General features: G+C 40.0%; 16 protein-coding genes and 1 other RNA gene. 5 read left to right on the forward strand and 12 right to left on the reverse strand.

Annotated elements, in window-relative coordinates; translation table 11 throughout:
- The 7 genes from JWQ85_RS12125 to JWQ85_RS12155 all read right to left on the reverse strand — a co-directional run.
- A partial coding sequence (locus JWQ85_RS12125; protein ID WP_367186206.1) for an ice-binding family protein occupies window positions 1–372 on the reverse strand: 372 nt, incomplete at its 3' end.
- A gap of 401 nt (window positions 373–773) precedes the next feature.
- Window positions 774–2,150: a sigma-54 dependent transcriptional regulator gene (locus tag JWQ85_RS12130; RefSeq protein WP_299468268.1), complete on the reverse strand. Its 1,377-nt coding sequence runs from the start codon at window positions 2,148–2,150 to the stop codon at window positions 774–776.
- Between the two features lie 127 nt (window positions 2,151–2,277).
- An RNA gene (gene rnpB / locus JWQ85_RS12135) (RNase P RNA component class A) lies at window positions 2,278–2,658 on the reverse strand.
- A gap of 81 nt (window positions 2,659–2,739) precedes the next feature.
- Window positions 2,740–3,162, reverse strand: coding sequence for a cytochrome c (locus tag JWQ85_RS12140; protein ID WP_299468270.1), 423 nt, complete (start codon window positions 3,160–3,162; stop codon window positions 2,740–2,742).
- A complete protein-coding gene (locus tag JWQ85_RS12145) occupies window positions 3,162–3,821 on the reverse strand; it encodes an SCO family protein (RefSeq protein ID WP_299468272.1) in 660 nt (219 codons plus the stop codon). Before JWQ85_RS12145 ends, JWQ85_RS12140 begins: the two co-directional genes overlap by 1 nt.
- A complete protein-coding gene (locus JWQ85_RS12150) occupies window positions 3,818–4,228 on the reverse strand; it encodes a hypothetical protein (protein WP_299468274.1) in 411 nt (136 codons plus the stop codon). The genes JWQ85_RS12145 and JWQ85_RS12150 overlap by 4 nt, the downstream gene beginning before the upstream one ends.
- Window positions 4,229–4,246: 18 nt before the next feature.
- The gene (locus JWQ85_RS12155; protein WP_299468276.1) at window positions 4,247–4,711 is read right to left on the reverse strand and encodes a DinB family protein; all 465 of its coding nucleotides are present in this window, start codon (window positions 4,709–4,711) and stop codon (window positions 4,247–4,249) included.
- Window positions 4,712–5,046: 335 nt separating this feature from the next.
- On the opposite strand from JWQ85_RS12155, the gene JWQ85_RS12160 reads away from it, so the two are divergent.
- Entirely contained in the window at window positions 5,047–6,402 is a 1,356-nt protein-coding gene (locus JWQ85_RS12160; protein ID WP_299468278.1) for a GH1 family beta-glucosidase, read from the forward strand.
- Here the strand turns inward: JWQ85_RS12160 and JWQ85_RS12165 are convergent.
- Together JWQ85_RS12165 and JWQ85_RS12170 are read right to left on the reverse strand one after the other, a co-directional pair.
- Window positions 6,370–8,511 (reverse strand): ATP-binding protein, encoded by a 2,142-nt coding sequence (locus tag JWQ85_RS12165; protein WP_299468280.1) that lies wholly within the window; start codon window positions 8,509–8,511, stop codon window positions 6,370–6,372. The genes JWQ85_RS12160 and JWQ85_RS12165 overlap by 33 nt on opposite strands.
- Before the next feature lie 79 nt (window positions 8,512–8,590).
- The gene (locus JWQ85_RS12170) at window positions 8,591–9,772 is read right to left on the reverse strand and encodes an acyl-CoA dehydrogenase family protein (protein ID WP_299468282.1); all 1,182 of its coding nucleotides are present in this window, start codon (window positions 9,770–9,772) and stop codon (window positions 8,591–8,593) included.
- A 278-nt stretch (window positions 9,773–10,050) separates the two neighbouring features.
- Between JWQ85_RS12170 and folB the strand changes: the two genes are divergently transcribed.
- Both folB and JWQ85_RS12180 read left to right on the forward strand, forming a co-directional pair.
- Window positions 10,051–10,407, forward strand: coding sequence for a dihydroneopterin aldolase (gene folB / locus JWQ85_RS12175; RefSeq protein ID WP_299468284.1), 357 nt, complete (start codon window positions 10,051–10,053; stop codon window positions 10,405–10,407).
- 7 nt (window positions 10,408–10,414) lie between these two features.
- Window positions 10,415–11,812 carry an FAD-linked oxidase C-terminal domain-containing protein gene (locus JWQ85_RS12180; protein ID WP_299468286.1) on the forward strand — a complete coding sequence of 466 codons (1,398 nt, stop codon included), beginning with the start codon at window positions 10,415–10,417 and terminating at the stop codon, window positions 11,810–11,812.
- Window positions 11,813–11,816: 4 nt separating this feature from the next.
- Here JWQ85_RS12180 and JWQ85_RS12185 read toward each other — a convergent pair whose 3' ends face one another.
- Together JWQ85_RS12185 and JWQ85_RS12190 are read right to left on the reverse strand one after the other, a co-directional pair.
- A complete protein-coding gene (locus JWQ85_RS12185; RefSeq protein ID WP_299468288.1) occupies window positions 11,817–12,404 on the reverse strand; it encodes a hypothetical protein in 588 nt (195 codons plus the stop codon).
- A 4-nt stretch (window positions 12,405–12,408) separates the two neighbouring features.
- Window positions 12,409–12,855, reverse strand: coding sequence for a thioesterase family protein (locus JWQ85_RS12190; RefSeq protein WP_299468290.1), 447 nt, complete (start codon window positions 12,853–12,855; stop codon window positions 12,409–12,411).
- 136 nt (window positions 12,856–12,991) lie between these two features.
- Here JWQ85_RS12190 and JWQ85_RS12195 point away from each other — a divergent pair, with 136 nt between their 5' ends.
- The gene (locus tag JWQ85_RS12195; RefSeq protein ID WP_299468292.1) at window positions 12,992–13,429 is read left to right on the forward strand and encodes an Hsp20/alpha crystallin family protein; all 438 of its coding nucleotides are present in this window, start codon (window positions 12,992–12,994) and stop codon (window positions 13,427–13,429) included.
- Between the two features lie 145 nt (window positions 13,430–13,574).
- Here JWQ85_RS12195 and JWQ85_RS12200 read toward each other — a convergent pair whose 3' ends face one another.
- Window positions 13,575–14,066, reverse strand: a complete 492-nt coding sequence (locus tag JWQ85_RS12200; RefSeq protein WP_299468294.1) for a YajQ family cyclic di-GMP-binding protein — start codon at window positions 14,064–14,066, stop codon at window positions 13,575–13,577.
- Between the two features lie 176 nt (window positions 14,067–14,242).
- Between JWQ85_RS12200 and ppk1 the strand changes: the two genes are divergently transcribed.
- Window positions 14,243–16,008, forward strand: a 1,766-nt coding sequence (gene ppk1, locus JWQ85_RS12205) for a polyphosphate kinase 1 (protein ID WP_299468296.1), incomplete at its 3' end; no start/stop codon positions are given.

The following is a 16,008-nucleotide window of genomic DNA, read 5'->3' on the forward strand; positions in this document are numbered from 1 at the left end:
GGAAAACTGATTACTGGCGTCCTTTATTAACCCAAATCCGGTAATTGCTGTAGATGCTATCGGGCTTGTTCCTATGTCACCAATTATTGTAGTGACGCCAGTGGTTGAAATACCAGTTGATGTCAGAATCGTAAAATTACCGGCTGTTCTAAGATTTATTGGTGCTGGGCTAACGGCAAGCCCTACGGTACCTAAAGCTTTACTTGATGTGAATGAATTATCTGTTGTCGGGTTTTGATTTTCTTTGCTACATCCCGCTATAAATACAACAATTAGTAATAGAAATGGCCAAATGCGACTGAATAATTTAGAAGAGGTAGGGGTTTTACACACTTGGGTACTGTTCTTAATCAAATTGTTTTTTTTACTCATGATATATAATAGTGATTTTTAAATTTTTAACATCACCATGAGTAATACAATGCAAAGCAAGTGCCCCCTATTTAAAATGTGTGTTTTATAAAGGCGTTTATATTAACACTTTTCCATCCCTTTAACTATGAAATGACTTGAGAGCGTATAGGAATATTTAATTAAAATAAATAAAAATTTATGATTAGTTAACCTGATATGAATAATACATAAATGACTTTATGATTAGTTTAAAGGAATATACTGTAGCCTGTTAACTAACTATTCCTTAATATTATAATAATTAGACACAAAAAAGCCAGAGTAAGAACTAAAAATTAGAACCTACTCCGGCTTATATTCAGCGCCGGGGTTAAACCGGAATGATTATTCAGCTTTTGGTCGGTGTTATCACCACATTATTATTCCCCTCTTTTCAAACCAAACTTCTCGATCTTACTGTAAAGGTGGCTTCTCTGTATATCAATGTCGTCAGCAGTTTTTGATACGTTCCAGTTATTTTTTTCCAGTTTAAATTTAATGTACTCGCGTTCAGCATAGTCCTTATATTCCTGAAAGTTGGTAAACTGGTCAAAATCTGTTTGCGGTGTTGCAGCAGCGGCTATAGCGGTTGCCGGTGCCGATGGGTTGGCAAACGCCTTAACATCGTTATCGGTAATGGTTTTATCACTCAGGATAATTAAACGCTCCACCATATTGCGTAGTTCACGGATGTTACCCGTCCATGGTAAGGCTTTAAGGGCATCTAAAGCGGCATCAGAGATCTTCTTTACCGGCATACCATACTCATTGCAGATCTCGTCTAAAAAGCATTGTGTAAGCAGGCCAATATCATCTCGGCGTTCGGTAAGTGGTGGTACATGTATCAGTATAACACTTAAGCGGTGGTATAAGTCCATACGGAAGTTACCGGCCTCAATTTCTTTAAGCAAGTCTTTATTTGTTGCCGCTACAACACGTACATCTACATCAATTTCTTTTTCGCCGCCTACACGGGTAATCTTGCTTTCCTGTAAGGCACGCAACACCTTAGCTTGTGCAGACTGGCTCATATCGCCAATCTCATCCAGAAAAAGGGTGCCGCCGTTGGCAGATTCAAACTTACCTATACGTTGTTTTATAGCCGATGTAAATGAACCCTTTTCGTGACCGAACAGTTCGCTCTCGATCAATTCCGAAGGGATAGCCGCGCAGTTCACTTCAATGATAGGGCCGTTAGAGCGGTTTGATTTTTCGTGCAGCCAGCGGGCAACAAGTTCTTTACCACTACCATTGGCACCGGTAACCAGTACACGGGCATCTGTAGGGCCAACACGTTCTATGGTTTCTTTTATTCTTAAAATAGCTTGCGACTCACCCAAAATAGGGCGCACTTTTGATACTTTACGCTTTAATACCTTGGCTTCAACAACCAAACTCCCGCGGTCGAGCGCGTTACGTACGGTAATAAGTAAGCGGTTCAGATCAGGTGGTTTTGATATAAAATCGAACGCGCCTTTTTTGCTGGCCTCAACAGCGGTTTCAACCGTGCCGTGGCCGGATATCATAATGAAAGGAAGGTCGGGTTTAATAGCAAGCCCCTCGGTAAGTACTTCCATACCATCCATGCGGTTCATTTTAATGTCGCACAGTACCAGGTCGAAATCGTTTTTACGAATAAGCTCCAGGCCGTCTACACCATTATCTACATCCTCAACAATATAATCCTCATATTCTAATATCTCTCGCAGGGTACTACGGATAGACCGTTCATCATCAATTATTAAAATTTTTGCCATATGTTTTAAACTGAAAAAAGGGTAGAATATTTAAGAGGCTAATATATAAATTGTATAGTATATTACACACTTTTAATTTATTAGAAAAAAAAATAACCCCTTACTGTAAACAGCAAGGGGTATATTGTACAGCAGCAAATCTGTAAGCCGGGTTTTGTACTCCCCAAGGGGAACTTCTATCATTAATCTGGCCCTGCCATTGCTGACAGGTTCAATCAACCTACCCATTCTGACGGCCGACTAATCGACACGGAAGCGAGCAGCTCCACTTTCAGAACCTATTTGGTTTTTCAACTCCTGAGGTTTACCGCGATCCCGGTCGCCCGGAAAAGCCGTGAGCTCTTACCTCACGTTTTCACCCTTACCTCTAATAAATTAAAGGCGGTATATTTTCTGTGGCACTTGCTGTCGCCCGCTGCGGGCGCCTTCCCGTTAGGAAGCAGGATGCTCTATGTTGCCCGGACTTTCCTCCGCAGAACAAGCCTGCAGCGATAGAACGTTTTGCAGGTGTAAAGATAGGAATTTAGTCGGGAAGTCTGTAAAGACCGAAAGTCCGTAAGATAACAAGGATAAAAAAACAACTTTCGGACTATTTACACTTCTCCAAATCCACATTCACTTCATCAACCGTAATAGTCCCCATTTTGTTACCGAATGAATTACCTATATAGGTGAGCACCTCGGCAATATCAATGGCCGGCATATCAACATTAGCGGGCATAGCGCCTTCATAGGCCTTGCCGTTTATGGTAGTAATGGTTTCTTTTATGCCGTACTTTACAAAACAGGCCAATTGGGCTTTATTTTTCTTAAGGTAAGCCGTATCGGTAAGCGGGGGGATAAGGTTAGATAAACCTTCGCCTTTTTCCCCATGGCAGTTCTGGCATTTAGCCTTATATACCAGGGTACCGCTGCCGTAGTAACGTTTATATTCCTGCTCAGCTTCGCTTTGGCATGATACAATTATCACACAAAGCATTATTGTAATAAAAGCGATTACCTTTAATTTCATTATTGTGCTATTTCGGTGTTAACCTCGGCACGCAATATTTTGATATCACCAATCATTTTGGCAACCTGCTTTTCATCGGTACCGTCGTAGTAACCGCGTATGCGTTTCTGCTTATCAACCAATACAAACCATCCCTGGTGAACATAACCACCGGGTGTACCATCATCTTGCTTTACAGCTACCAGGTAGTCTTTTTGGCCCAAATCATAAGTTTGTTCTTTATTGCCTTGCAATAACCACCAGCTATTACCGCTGATGCCCAGTTTATCGGCATATTTCTTCATCACAGCAACACTATCGTGTTTAGGATCTATAGTGTGCGATATGATCTTAAAATCTGGTACGTTCTTAAACTCGTTATAAACGGTAAGCATATTGCGGTGCATTATTGGGCAGATAGAAGGGCAGGTGGTGAAAAAGAAATCGGCCACGTAAATATCACCCTTCAGGCTTTTTTGTGTAATGCTATCGCCATATTGGTTCACAAACTTAAAATCGGGTATGGTTTGATAAACGGTGTCGGTTACCTGTTTGCCATTAATGGTTTTTGTTACGGCATCGCGGTTACCCATAATAGGTAGCCTGGGTTTATCGGCATCGTTAAACTTACAGGCAGTAAATGCTAATGTAATAAGGACTAATCCCGCGAATTTTTTCATTTGATTTTGTTTTGTTTAATAAACTTGCTTGCATCTGCTACAACAACGTTAAAATTGCTGTCGATAGCATTTATCTCTTTCTTTTGACTGGTTAGGTAGGTCATTATTTCTTCGTGGCTTTTACCTTTGTTTTCGGCATCAAAATTATGCATCCAGTTTTCCATATTGGTATCAGCGCTATCTAAAGCCTTGCTATGTTGCGTAGCTACAGCAGTAATTTCGGGCGATCTGTTTTCCTTTATCAGCGTATCCAGCTGCATTTTGTTGATCATTATCAGCTCTTCTTTACCCATTACACGGTCGTGCACTTTAATAACTTCGTCAAGAAGGTCTTTCTCTTGTTTCTTTTTATCGGTACAGCTAAATAATACAAAGCTTAAAAATAGGGCGGCAATTATTCTTTTCATCGTTATTAATTATGAGTATTATAGGGCTTGGTTTAAGTTTCTGATATAAAGTATATAATCTGATGCAGGCAGTTCGGCTCCGGCCATTTTAAGGTGTTGCCCAATTTGAGCCCGGTGATGTGTGCCGTGGTTTACCAAATGAGCGAGTATATCGCTCAGCGTATTTTCAAATTGACCTATCGAGTTTTTGTAGGTGATCTTTTTATCGAAATCTTGCGGCTGCAAAGTTTCCAGGTAAGCTATAATAGCCTCATGATTTTCATCAATAATGTTAATAAACTCATCGGCAGGCCATTGGGGCCATAGCGGTGTAGTAGGAGCTGGCTGGCCCGTACAACGCTTTAACCAGGTTTGTTGCGCTACCAACAGGTGGGACATAATATCCAGCGATTTGCCCGATATTCCGGTTTCCAAGATAAGATTAGCTATTTGCGTGTTAGCAAACCGGTCATAATTAAACAGGCTTATAAAGTAGCTTTTCATAGGTTGTAAAAGTAAACATAAGCGCTTTAATTCATGAAAAATTTAGGTGGATTTGACTAAATATGTTTAACCATGTAAAACCATGACACAAAAATGATGTTAACAATTAAATAACCCTGTACTCATTATAAGTACACATAGCTGCCATACATTTGAATAAACATAAACTAAGCACCATGAAGATCATCACAAAATTAGTTGCCATAGTAAGCGACTTTCGCGAGTGGTTGTTTTTAAAAAGCATGCGCTCGTCATTCATGCACTAAGATTTTTAAAGTAGCGCTTTATTTATACAATAATAATGTACATTTTGGGCTTTGCATCAGCTCAAATTAATGGATACAGATAACCTGAATATACTTCTTTCTAAACAACTTTTTGGCGATGATTTTGCCTGGGGGGTTTCTACGGCTGCCCTGCAAATTGAGGGCTCGTGCAATGCCGATGGCAAAAGCCCATCTATATGGGATACTTTTAGTTCAAAAAAAGGGAAAATACTTAATGGCGATAAGCCTGCAATAGCCTGCGATTTTTATAATCGTTACGAGCTGGATATTGACCTTGTTAAAGAACTCAATATACCTAATTTCCGTTTTTCTATAGCCTGGAGCCGCATTTTGCCTGATGGTACCGGCCGTGTTAATCAGGCTGGTATCGATCATTATAACCGGGTTATAAATTACTGCCTTAAACAAGGCATTGAACCATGGGTAACCCTCTACCACTGGGATTTGCCGCAGGTACTTGAAGACAGAGGCGGCTGGACAAACCGCGAGATTGTTAATTGGTTTAGCAATTTTGCGACTATTTGCGCTCAAAACTTTGGCGACAGGGTAAAGTACTGGATGGTAATGAACGAGCCTGCTGTATTTACCGGTGCCGGTTATTTCCTGGGGATACATGCCCCGGGAAAGATAGGTCTGCGCAACTTTTTGCCTGCCATACATCATGTTGTTTTAAGTATAGTTGCAGGCGCCAGGATATTACGCAAGCTTGTGCCCGATGCGCAAATAGGTAATACCTTCTCCTGTTCGCATATTGAGCCTTATGCCGATAAGCCCAAACACATTAATGCCGCGAAACGTGCCGATGCATTAATAAACAGGTTATTTATTGAACCAATTTTAGGTTTGGGATATCCCACAGATGAGGTTACGGCCTTAAAAGGGATATATAAATATCACCAGCCCGGCGATGAAGATAATATTAGTTTCGATTTCGATTTTATTGGTATACAAAACTATACGCGCGAGATTGTTAAATACTCATTTTTTACACCCTACATTGGCGCCAGCCTGGTAAAAGCCGAAAAACGTAATGTAGAACTAACCGATATGAAATGGGAAGTATACCCACCGGCCATATACCATATGCTGAAAAAGTTTAACGCTTATCCGCAGATAAAAAAACTGATCATTACCGAAAATGGTGCCGCTTTCCCAGATGAAGTAGTAAATAATCAAATTGAAGATGCCAAACGGGTTAAATACCTGCAAACACACTTACAGCAAGTATTAAAGGCCAAGCAGGAGGGGTGTAAGGTTGATGGTTACTTTGTGTGGACCTTAACCGATAATTTTGAATGGGCCGAAGGTTATCACCCACGATTTGGATTGGTACACATTGATTTTGAAACGCAGCAACGTATTATTAAATCATCAGGCCATTGGTACGCTAACCTGTTGGGGTAGGTCGGTTGGCATATTATGCCCGGCCAGCCGCAAACTGATAAAAAAGGTGGTGCCTATATCAGTATCACTCTCAAACCAGATCTTACCGTTATGCTTTTCCATTATTTGGTTGCAGATGGACAGGCCCAAACCAAAGGATTTCTCTCCTGATGTACCCGGCCTTTGCGCGCTGGTAAACATGTTAAACACCTGATCTTTTAACTTATCGGGTATGCCAATGCCTTTATCTTTTACTGCAATAATTATTTTTCCATTGATCTCGGCAACCTTCACATAAATAATGCTCGAAGTAGGGCTGAATTTGATGGCATTACTAATTAAATTACTTATAACCCGCCATATCTTTTCCCTGCTAATGTGCAGTTCTTGCTGTTTATCTAAAGTTTCCAGCAATATCGTCTGGTCCTTTTCGGCAGCTTTAAAACGAAGTAGCTCTACGCTGTTGCTCACCAACGAATTGATCTCTACCGGCTCTAATTTTAACTTAACCGATGTAATATTTGTAGCCTCTAATATTTCGTTGATCAGTTCGAGCGAGTTATAGGAAGTTTCTTTTACGAGGTTAATAAGTTCCTTTTGATCCGCAGTATATTCATCAGCGGCCATCATAGTGGTTAATGATGCTATACCACCAATAGGGTTACGCAGGTCATGGGCAACAGTACGCAAAATGCGGTCTTTTTCCTGGCTGCTAATGTTTAGTTCGTTTAAAGCCTTTTCTAAAATACTGTTTTGTTCGTTTATCTGCTGGTTTAACACATTTACGGTTTGCACATCATTTTTTGACCGTTTCCAGTTACGATAAACCAGGAAGACTATAATCAAAGCCATAGCGGCAAAAAAGATGCTTACGTATAAGTAAATAACCTGTAGCTTATTATCGTTACTTAACGTGTCAATTTCGTGCTGTTTTTCATAATTGGCCAACTGCTGGTTCACATCGGTTTCCATTAACAGGCCTGCCCTTTGTAAAAGCGAATCTTTCAATACATTATAACGCTGTATATGTGTAATGGCCTTTTTTAGCTCATTCTTCTTTACATAATAATTGCCTATTAAGCGGTAATAATCTGCCTCAGCATCCGGGTTCTTAACTGTATCCAGCTGATTGCGAAGCTTGCGCAGTAAATCATATAACAAATCATCCTGATTGGTTGTCAAATATAACTGGCCCAGTTTTACTTCAGATAATTCTGCATCATGGTTATCATAGCCTTTTTGCAGGTTTATAGCAATACTTTTCTTTAAAAGAGCAATTGCTTCAGCATTTAAACCTTTTTGAACATATGACTCAGACATATTGCCATAAACCACCCCGCGGGCCATATCTAAATGCAACTTCTTTTCAGGGAAGTTTTTGGCATTTTCATCAATCAGTTTTAGGGCTTTATCAAAATATACAATGGCACTATCATTTTCATTATTATGCTTATAACTTATACCAATGTTATCCAAAAGCTCCTGATTGCGATAAAAGCCTACAAAATCGGGCTTTGCATTCAGGGTTTCGGTTTGGTTGGTTTTATAACTGTCTTTAAAATAATTAGCGGCAAGCTTATAATGGCCTTTTTTGTACATGATCATACCCATGCGATAGGTATAATCGGCAAGTGCCCTTAAATTCACATAGTTTTTACCGGTAAGGTACCCCTGATAATAAGATTGGTAAGCATCAGTAAATTGCTTCAATTCAAAATACGCGTCGCCACGGGCAAAGTTGGCCTCAGCAAAATTCATTGAATACTGCTTGGGGGTTACACTGCTTTTAGCCATGGCAAGCATGCTATCGGCATAGAGGAGGCCCTTATCAAAATTGAATTTTAGTTTTTGATAATAAAGGTAGTTAAAAGCGTAAAAGCGGAAACGATCATTAATGGTAGGGTTGGGCAGGCGGCGAAATGCCGAATCCATAAAATGCATACTCCCATCAATATTGTTTTGCGCCCAAATCTTATCTGCCTGTGTTTGTACAGCTAAATACTCATCAGAATATTCTCCTGTATCTTTACGGGTGTTTTTTTGGCTGCACGAAGCTAAAATTATCAGAAAAGCATAAAGCCAAACATGCCTTGTTGAGATTTGGACAAGATGGTCTTTAATATGTTTCAAGGTCAGTGAATAAGGTGTTGCAACAAATATAATACTCGCGAACTACTTCTTATCACTTATAGCTATATTTTACTATAATTTATTTAAAAGCATTTTCGCCCGTAACATCCATCCCAGTAATTAAAAGATGAATATCATGTGTACCTTCATACGTAATTACCGACTCAAGGTTCATCATATGTCGCATTATTGGATATTCTCCTGTAATTCCCATACCACCCAGCATTTGGCGGGCTTCGCGGGCTATAGTTATTGCTACCTCAACACTGTTACGTTTAGCCATTGATATTTGAGCGGCAGTAGCACGCCCTTCGTTCTTTAAAGTAGCCAAACGCCAAACAAGTAACTGGCCTTTGGTTATTTCGGTTATCATTTCGGCCAGCTTTTTTTGCTGTAACTGGAAACCTCCAATAGGCCTGCCAAACTGTACGCGCTCTTTTGAATAGCGCAGGGCGGTATCGTAGCAATCCATTGCAGCGCCTAATGCTCCCCATGCAATACCATAACGTGCCTGATTTAAACAACCCAATGGGCCTTTTAAGCCAGATACATTTGGCAATATATTTTCTTTAGGTACTTTAACATTATCGAAAACCAATTCGCCGGTGGCAGACGCCCTGAGCGACCATTTATTATGTGTTTCTGGCGTGGTAAATCCATCCATACCACGCTCAACAATAAGCCCGCGTATTTTTCCTCTTTCATCTTTAGCCCAAACAATGGCGATATCAGCAAAAGGGGAGTTAGAGATCCACATTTTAGCGCCGTTAAGAAGGTAATGATCGCCGGCATCTTTTATATTGGTAACCATACCACCCGGATCTGAACCATGGTCGGGTTCGGTAAGGCCAAAGCAGCCCATCAATTCGCCCGAAGCTAATTTGGGCAAATATTTAAGTTTTTGTTCTTCGCTGCCATAGGCATATATAGGGTACATTACCAACGAACCCTGTACCGAAGCAGTTGAACGGATCCCAGAGTCGCCACGTTCAATTTCTTGCATAATAATGCCATAAGCCATATAATCTAACCCCGCACCGCCGTATTCAACCGGGATAGTTGGGCCAAATGCACCTATCTCAGCCAAGCCTTTTAATAATTGTTTGGGGAACTTAGCTTTTTGAGCGTAATCCTCAATAATCGGGCTCACTTCTTTCTTCACCCAATCGCGTACACTTGCGCGTATTAGTTTGTGCTCTTCAGATAAAAGCTCGTCTAAAAGGTAATAGTCTGGTGCTTCAAAAAGATCGGTCTTAGCCATTGCATTATAAATTGGTTGCTCAAATATAGAGCATTAAATGGGAGTTAAACAAAGCCTAAATCGTTGTTTTTGAATACCACAAGGCACTTTATGCCAAAAAGTGGGTTTAAACTGTTTAAACATATTTTTTACAGGAAATCTTTTTTTGAGAAAGTTTAGTAAGCCTCACCCCAGCCCTCTCCAAAGGAGAGGGGGTAAGAAAATTTTTAAAGTCCTCTCCTTTGGAGAGGATTTAGGTGAGGCTATTAAACGTCCAAATATTCCACTACTTTTGAAACATGATAAAAGTAGCTTTAGAAGGCGCTGAGTTTTATGCTTACCACGGGTTTTATCCCGAAGAACAGATAATAGGCACCCGTTTTTTGGTAGATGTACAAGTTAGTTTTACGGCCGAAACAGATATAGAAAAAGATAATTTACACAATACCGTAAATTATGAGGTACTATACGCCATTATTGAAGAGGAGATGAAGCATACCCGTAAGGTGATAGAAAGTGTAGCACAGGCTATACTTAACCGCATTAAAACACAGTTTAATTTTATAGATACCGCTGAGGTTATCATAAAAAAACAGAACCCGCCGTTTAGCGGCCCAATTAAACAATCTGTTATTACGCTCAGTTATCATAAATAACATTGCCATGACCTATAATAAAATTACTGCAGATATACTTTCTCAGCTAACCACAATCGTTGGGGTTGATGAGATCCTGACCTCGAAAGCAGAAATTGAGAATTACAGCCACGATGAAACCGAGGACCTGGTTTACTACCCCGAGGTTGTTGTAAAACCGCAAACTGTTGAACAAGTTTCGCAGTTGATGAAACTTTGTAATGAGCATTTGATACCCGTAACGCCGCGTGGTGCAGGCACAGGTTTGGCCGGTGGTGCATTGGCTGTAAAGGGTGGTTTACTGATATCTATGGAACGCTTTAACAAGATCCTGGATATTGATGAGCAAAACCTGCAGGCTAGCGTTGAACCGGGTGTTATTACCGAGATATTTATTAACGCTGTCGCCGAAAAGGGTTTGTTATACCCGGTTGACCCGGCAAGTAAGGGCAGTTGCTTTATTGGCGGCAATGTAGCCAACTGCAGTGGCGGGCCAAGGGTGGTAAAGTATGGCACCATTCGCGATTATGTATTGAATTTAGAAGTTGTTTTGCCATCCGGCGATATTATATGGACGGGGGCTAATACCTTAAAATATGCATCGGGTTATAATTTAACGCAACTGCTGATAGGATCGGAAGGTACACTGGGCATTGTTACCAAAATAGTTACCAAATTGATCCCCAAACCAACACTCGATGCTTTAATGCTGGCGTCGTTTAGTACCAATGAGGATGCCTGCGCGGCAGTATCTGCCATATTTAGGGCCGGTGTAGTGCCATCTGCGCTGGAGTTTATGGAAAGGCGAGGTATTGAATGGGTGATAGAACATGACGGCATTACCTTCGACCTGAAGGATGGGATAGGGGCTTTCCTGCTGATTGAAGCCGATGGCACCAACCAGGATGTGATATTTGCCGACTGCGAAAAGATAAACGAAGTTTTAGAACAGCATAATTGCCAGGATGTATTGTTTGCAGATTCATCGGCACAAAAGGAAGAGCTTTGGCGCATCAGGCGTACCATGGCGGTATCGGTAAAATCAAACTCTGTTTACAAAGAAGAAGATACCGTAGTACCCCGTGCCGCTTTGCCGCAATTGATAAAAGGTATCAAAGATATTGGCGCCAAATATGGCTTTGAATCTGTTTGTTACGGCCACGCAGGCGATGGCAACCTGCACGTGAACATAGTAAAAGCAGGTATGAGCGATGCCGACTGGAACAGTAAACTGAAAGATGGTATTACCGAAGTTTTTGAATTAACTATTGCCTTGGGCGGAACGTTATCCGGCGAACATGGTATTGGGCTGGTGCAAAAGAACTATATGCCGCTAAAATACACACCAATGCATTTTGCCATTTGGAAAGGCATTAAAGCCATTTTTGACCCGAATGGGATTTTGAATCCGGGGAAGATATTTTAGTAGTTTAAAATAAACGGAATCCATAATCGTAATGATACTCTTTGGGAGGCGATAAACATTTATCGAATTGAAAATTCTTATACTCAAATTTCACCTCACAATTTTTAGTTGTGTCGTTATCTATTTTTTCTTCCACATGTTTGATAAATATCGGAATCGTGCTGTATTCATAAAGCTGATACGTATGTAAGGGGCCGCCAGAAAACCCCTGATCCCGAATGTAATTTATCTTGTAATTACCTACTTTCCATTCCTTTTCGACATGAACAACACCAGCCATCGATAAAAGTCCAACAAATAAAAATAAGCCGGCAGCCATGCTTATTGTACATACTGCAATGTTCGTCACGCTGCTTTCAACAATAATATTTAAGTAAGAAAGTAAACATGCTGCTATGACGTAAAACAATATTATAGAAACTATATCGATAATATATGAATACCCAAATAACACAGGTAAGAAAAAAACTGCAGCACTTAAAAGTATTGATAATTTTAACTTTTTGGATGCGAATTTCGCAATTAGCCATCCAGCTAAAGGAAGTAAGAATATTAAGAATACAATTAATTTATGTTGGAATATATAATACATAATATCAATTCGTATTCAATATCAACCTCGGCTCATCATAATCAATCATTTTATTGCGGCCTTCTTTGGGGATAGAGATAGATTTATTTGTGGCGTAATCATAACTGATACATACCGTTTTACAGGTAGTGCATATTTCCTGGCCTTTGTCTGTTGTTTTGGTAAGCACATGCATCACGTCAAAACTGCTGTTGCCAATGCGGGTAACCCGCACATAGCACACCAGTGTATCATCGATGGTGACGGGCTTTAAATAATGTATTTCTGAACGGCCAATTACTATCCCAATTTCTTTTAAATTCCAGTGGGCAACATCGCGCCAGTAATTGAAACGGGCAACTTCAAAATACGTAAGATACACCGCGTTGTTTACATGTCCCCTTGCATCAATATCCGAAAAACGGATAGCTATATCGGTCTTGAATTTATAATCAGTTAGTTTTTCAGCCATGGTGCGACATTTTGTCTGTTAAAAATAAACGAACAAGACATATTGTCTTGCTTATTCATCAAAATATGTGTTGGTACAACAGTTGAATATAAGCTTACGAAGTTAATAAAAACAAAAACTTAAGGAGATATAAACCATGACATTAGTAAAATTTAACAACGGACTAAAAAACAACGCTCATCCATTCTTTAACGATGTATTTGATTCATTATTGAATGATTCATTTATTGGCGACAAATTAGTAAGCCGCGTACCAGCAGTTAACATTGCCGAAAACGATAACGAATTCCACATTGAGTTAGCTGTACCGGGCTTAAAGAAAGAAGATTTTAAGATCAACCTGGATAAAAACATCCTAACCATATCTGCCGAAAAGAAAACAGAAAACACTGCCGAAGCTAAGAAATACAGCAAACGCGAATACAGCTACAGCTCGTTCGTAAGGTCATTCACCTTGCCAGATTCTGTAGATCATTCAAAAATTGAAGCTGATTACACCGACGGAATATTGAAACTAACCGTAGCAAAAAGACAAGAAGCTAAATTTCAATCAAGAGAAATAGCTGTAAAATAATTAATTTTTCATAAGTTGGTTTAGTTAAAGGCCGCTTCCTTAACAGGGGCGGTCTTTTTTATTGTAGATTTTAGATATACGATTTTAGATTCCTATATAGGTAGCATCCAAATCGTAAATCTAAAATCACATATCGTAAATCCAATTACGCCCTCATATTTATATACTGTACCGGCTGGCCAAAATCTTCGGTGCGGCAAAGGCTTATAACCGCTTGCAGGTCGTCAATCTTTTTGGCGGTAACACGCACCTGGTCGTCCATAATAGATGCCTGCACTTTAAGGCCGCTGTCTTTTATCTTCTTAACTATCTTTTTGGCGGCTTCTTTATCAATACCCTCTTTAATTTTTATCTCCTTGCGTATCATATTGCCAGATGCGTATTCGTCCTTGCCAAAATCAAGCGCTTTTGGGTCCAGGCCCTGCTTTACCATGCGGCTTATTATCGAATCCTGGATGGCTTTAAGGCGCATATCATTTTCGGTAACAATAGTAACCTCGTTGGTTTTTTTATCCAGGTCTATAGTGCTTTTAGAGCCATTAAAATCGTAACGGTTCAGTATTTCCTTTTTTGCAACGTTGATAGCGTTATCCAGTGTTTGTCCGTCTATCTTGCTTACTATATCAAATGAAGGCATAATATTGGTTTTTGTAATTGGTACAAAGCTAATGTAAGATTTGCATAAGCCGTAAATAATTAATGGGGATATTTGGCTTTACATTCAAAACACATTAATATACCAATAAGTTAATATAAACTTAACAAATAAATAAGCAGTTTTGTAACTGTAGCTGTAAATTACGGCACATTTCTATGGATACTAAAAACATTCCTTTAATTAACAGGGAGATTAGCTGGTTATATTTTAACGACAGGGTGCTGCAGGAAGCTGCCGACCCAACCGTGCCCCTTATTGAAAGAATAAAGTTCCTGGCCATATTTTCATCCAACCTGGATGAATTTTACCGTGTAAGGGTAGCCACGCTTAGTCGCCTAAGCAACCTGAACGAAAAGGCTAAAGAGATATTAGGCTACAACCCCAAAAAAATATTAGGCCAGATAAAAACCACAGTTGTAAAGCAGGAGAAGAAATTTCATAACCTTTACGAAAACATAATTGTAAAGCAGCTTGCCGAAGAAAAGATCTTCATCCTGAATGATAAGCAACTAAACGTAACCCGTGGCGAGTTTGTGAAAAGCTTTTTCAGAGACAAGTTGCTATCTACACTGGTACCTATTATGCTGGATGATAACCTGCCGCTGCCCGAGCTGCGCGACAGGGCTATCTACTTTTTTGTAAGGCTTACCAAAAATAAAAAATCGCGTTATGCACTTATCGAATTTCCGGATAACCTGTCGAGGTTTTTGGTGCTGCCTGAAACGAATAAACTGAAATTTATTATCCTGCTGGATGATATTATAAGATATAACCTGGAAGACATCTTCTTTATTTTCGACCACGATTCTATTGAAGCCTACTCTTTGCAGCTTACCCGTGATGCAGAGCTTGATCTGGATAAAGAAGTTAGTGTAAAATTTGTTGACGCGCTAAGTAAAAGCCTCCAAAAGCGACGTAAAGGTAAGCCCATGCGTTTACTATATGATAGTGAAATGCCGCCGGATATGGTTGGTTACCTCATGAAGAAAATGAGGTTGGAAAAAGGCAGTCTTATTCCGGGTAACCGCTATCATAACTTCAAAAACTTTATATCATTCCCTAATGTAGGGCGGACAGATCTGGAATATAAAAGGAATACAGCTTTACCGGTTGCAGGCTTATCGTTTGGTAAGAGTTTAATGGAGCTGATAGCTAAGAAAGATTTTCTGATCAGCACGCCATACCAATCGTTTGATTATGTGATCCACTTTTTACGCGAGGCCGCTATCGATCCAAAAGTAAAAGAGATAAATATTACGGTTTACCGCCTGGCCGAAAACTCAAAAATCATCCACGCGTTGATAAATGCCGCTAAAAATGGCAAAAAGGTGAATTGCCTTGTTGAGCTGCGCGCCCGTTTTGATGAGCAAAACAATATTTTTTGGAGCAACAGGCTCGAAGAAGAAGGGGTAAACGTACTTTACGGTATCGATGGCTATAAGGTACACTCTAAAATTTGCCTGGTTACCCGTATGGAAAAAGGCAAACCGGCCCATTATGCCTGCTTATCTACCGGGAACTTTAATGAAAAAACAGCTGCGATATATGCCGATCATACCATACTTACCGCTAATAAAAAAATAACGGTTGACTTGGTGGCCGTTTTTAAAGCTTTAAACAGAAACGTTTTACCAAAAGGTTTAAAAACGCTTATTGTATCGCCAATTGATTCGCGCCCGGCTATTTATAAGCTGATAGATAACGAGGTGAAATTTGCAAAGGCCGGTAAAAAGGCCTACATGATATTTAAGATGAACAGCCTTGCCGATGAACAGCTGATAAACAAGCTTTATCAGGCCAGCAATGCAGGGGTGAAGATAAAACTCATTATAAGGGGTATGTGCTGTTTAATAGCAGGGCAGAAAGGCTTTAGCGAGAACATAGAAGTAGTTAGTATAGTAGATAAGTACCTTGAACACGC

Source organism: Mucilaginibacter sp. (assembly GCF_028288105.1).
Lineage (GTDB): Bacteria > Bacteroidota > Bacteroidia > Sphingobacteriales > Sphingobacteriaceae > Mucilaginibacter.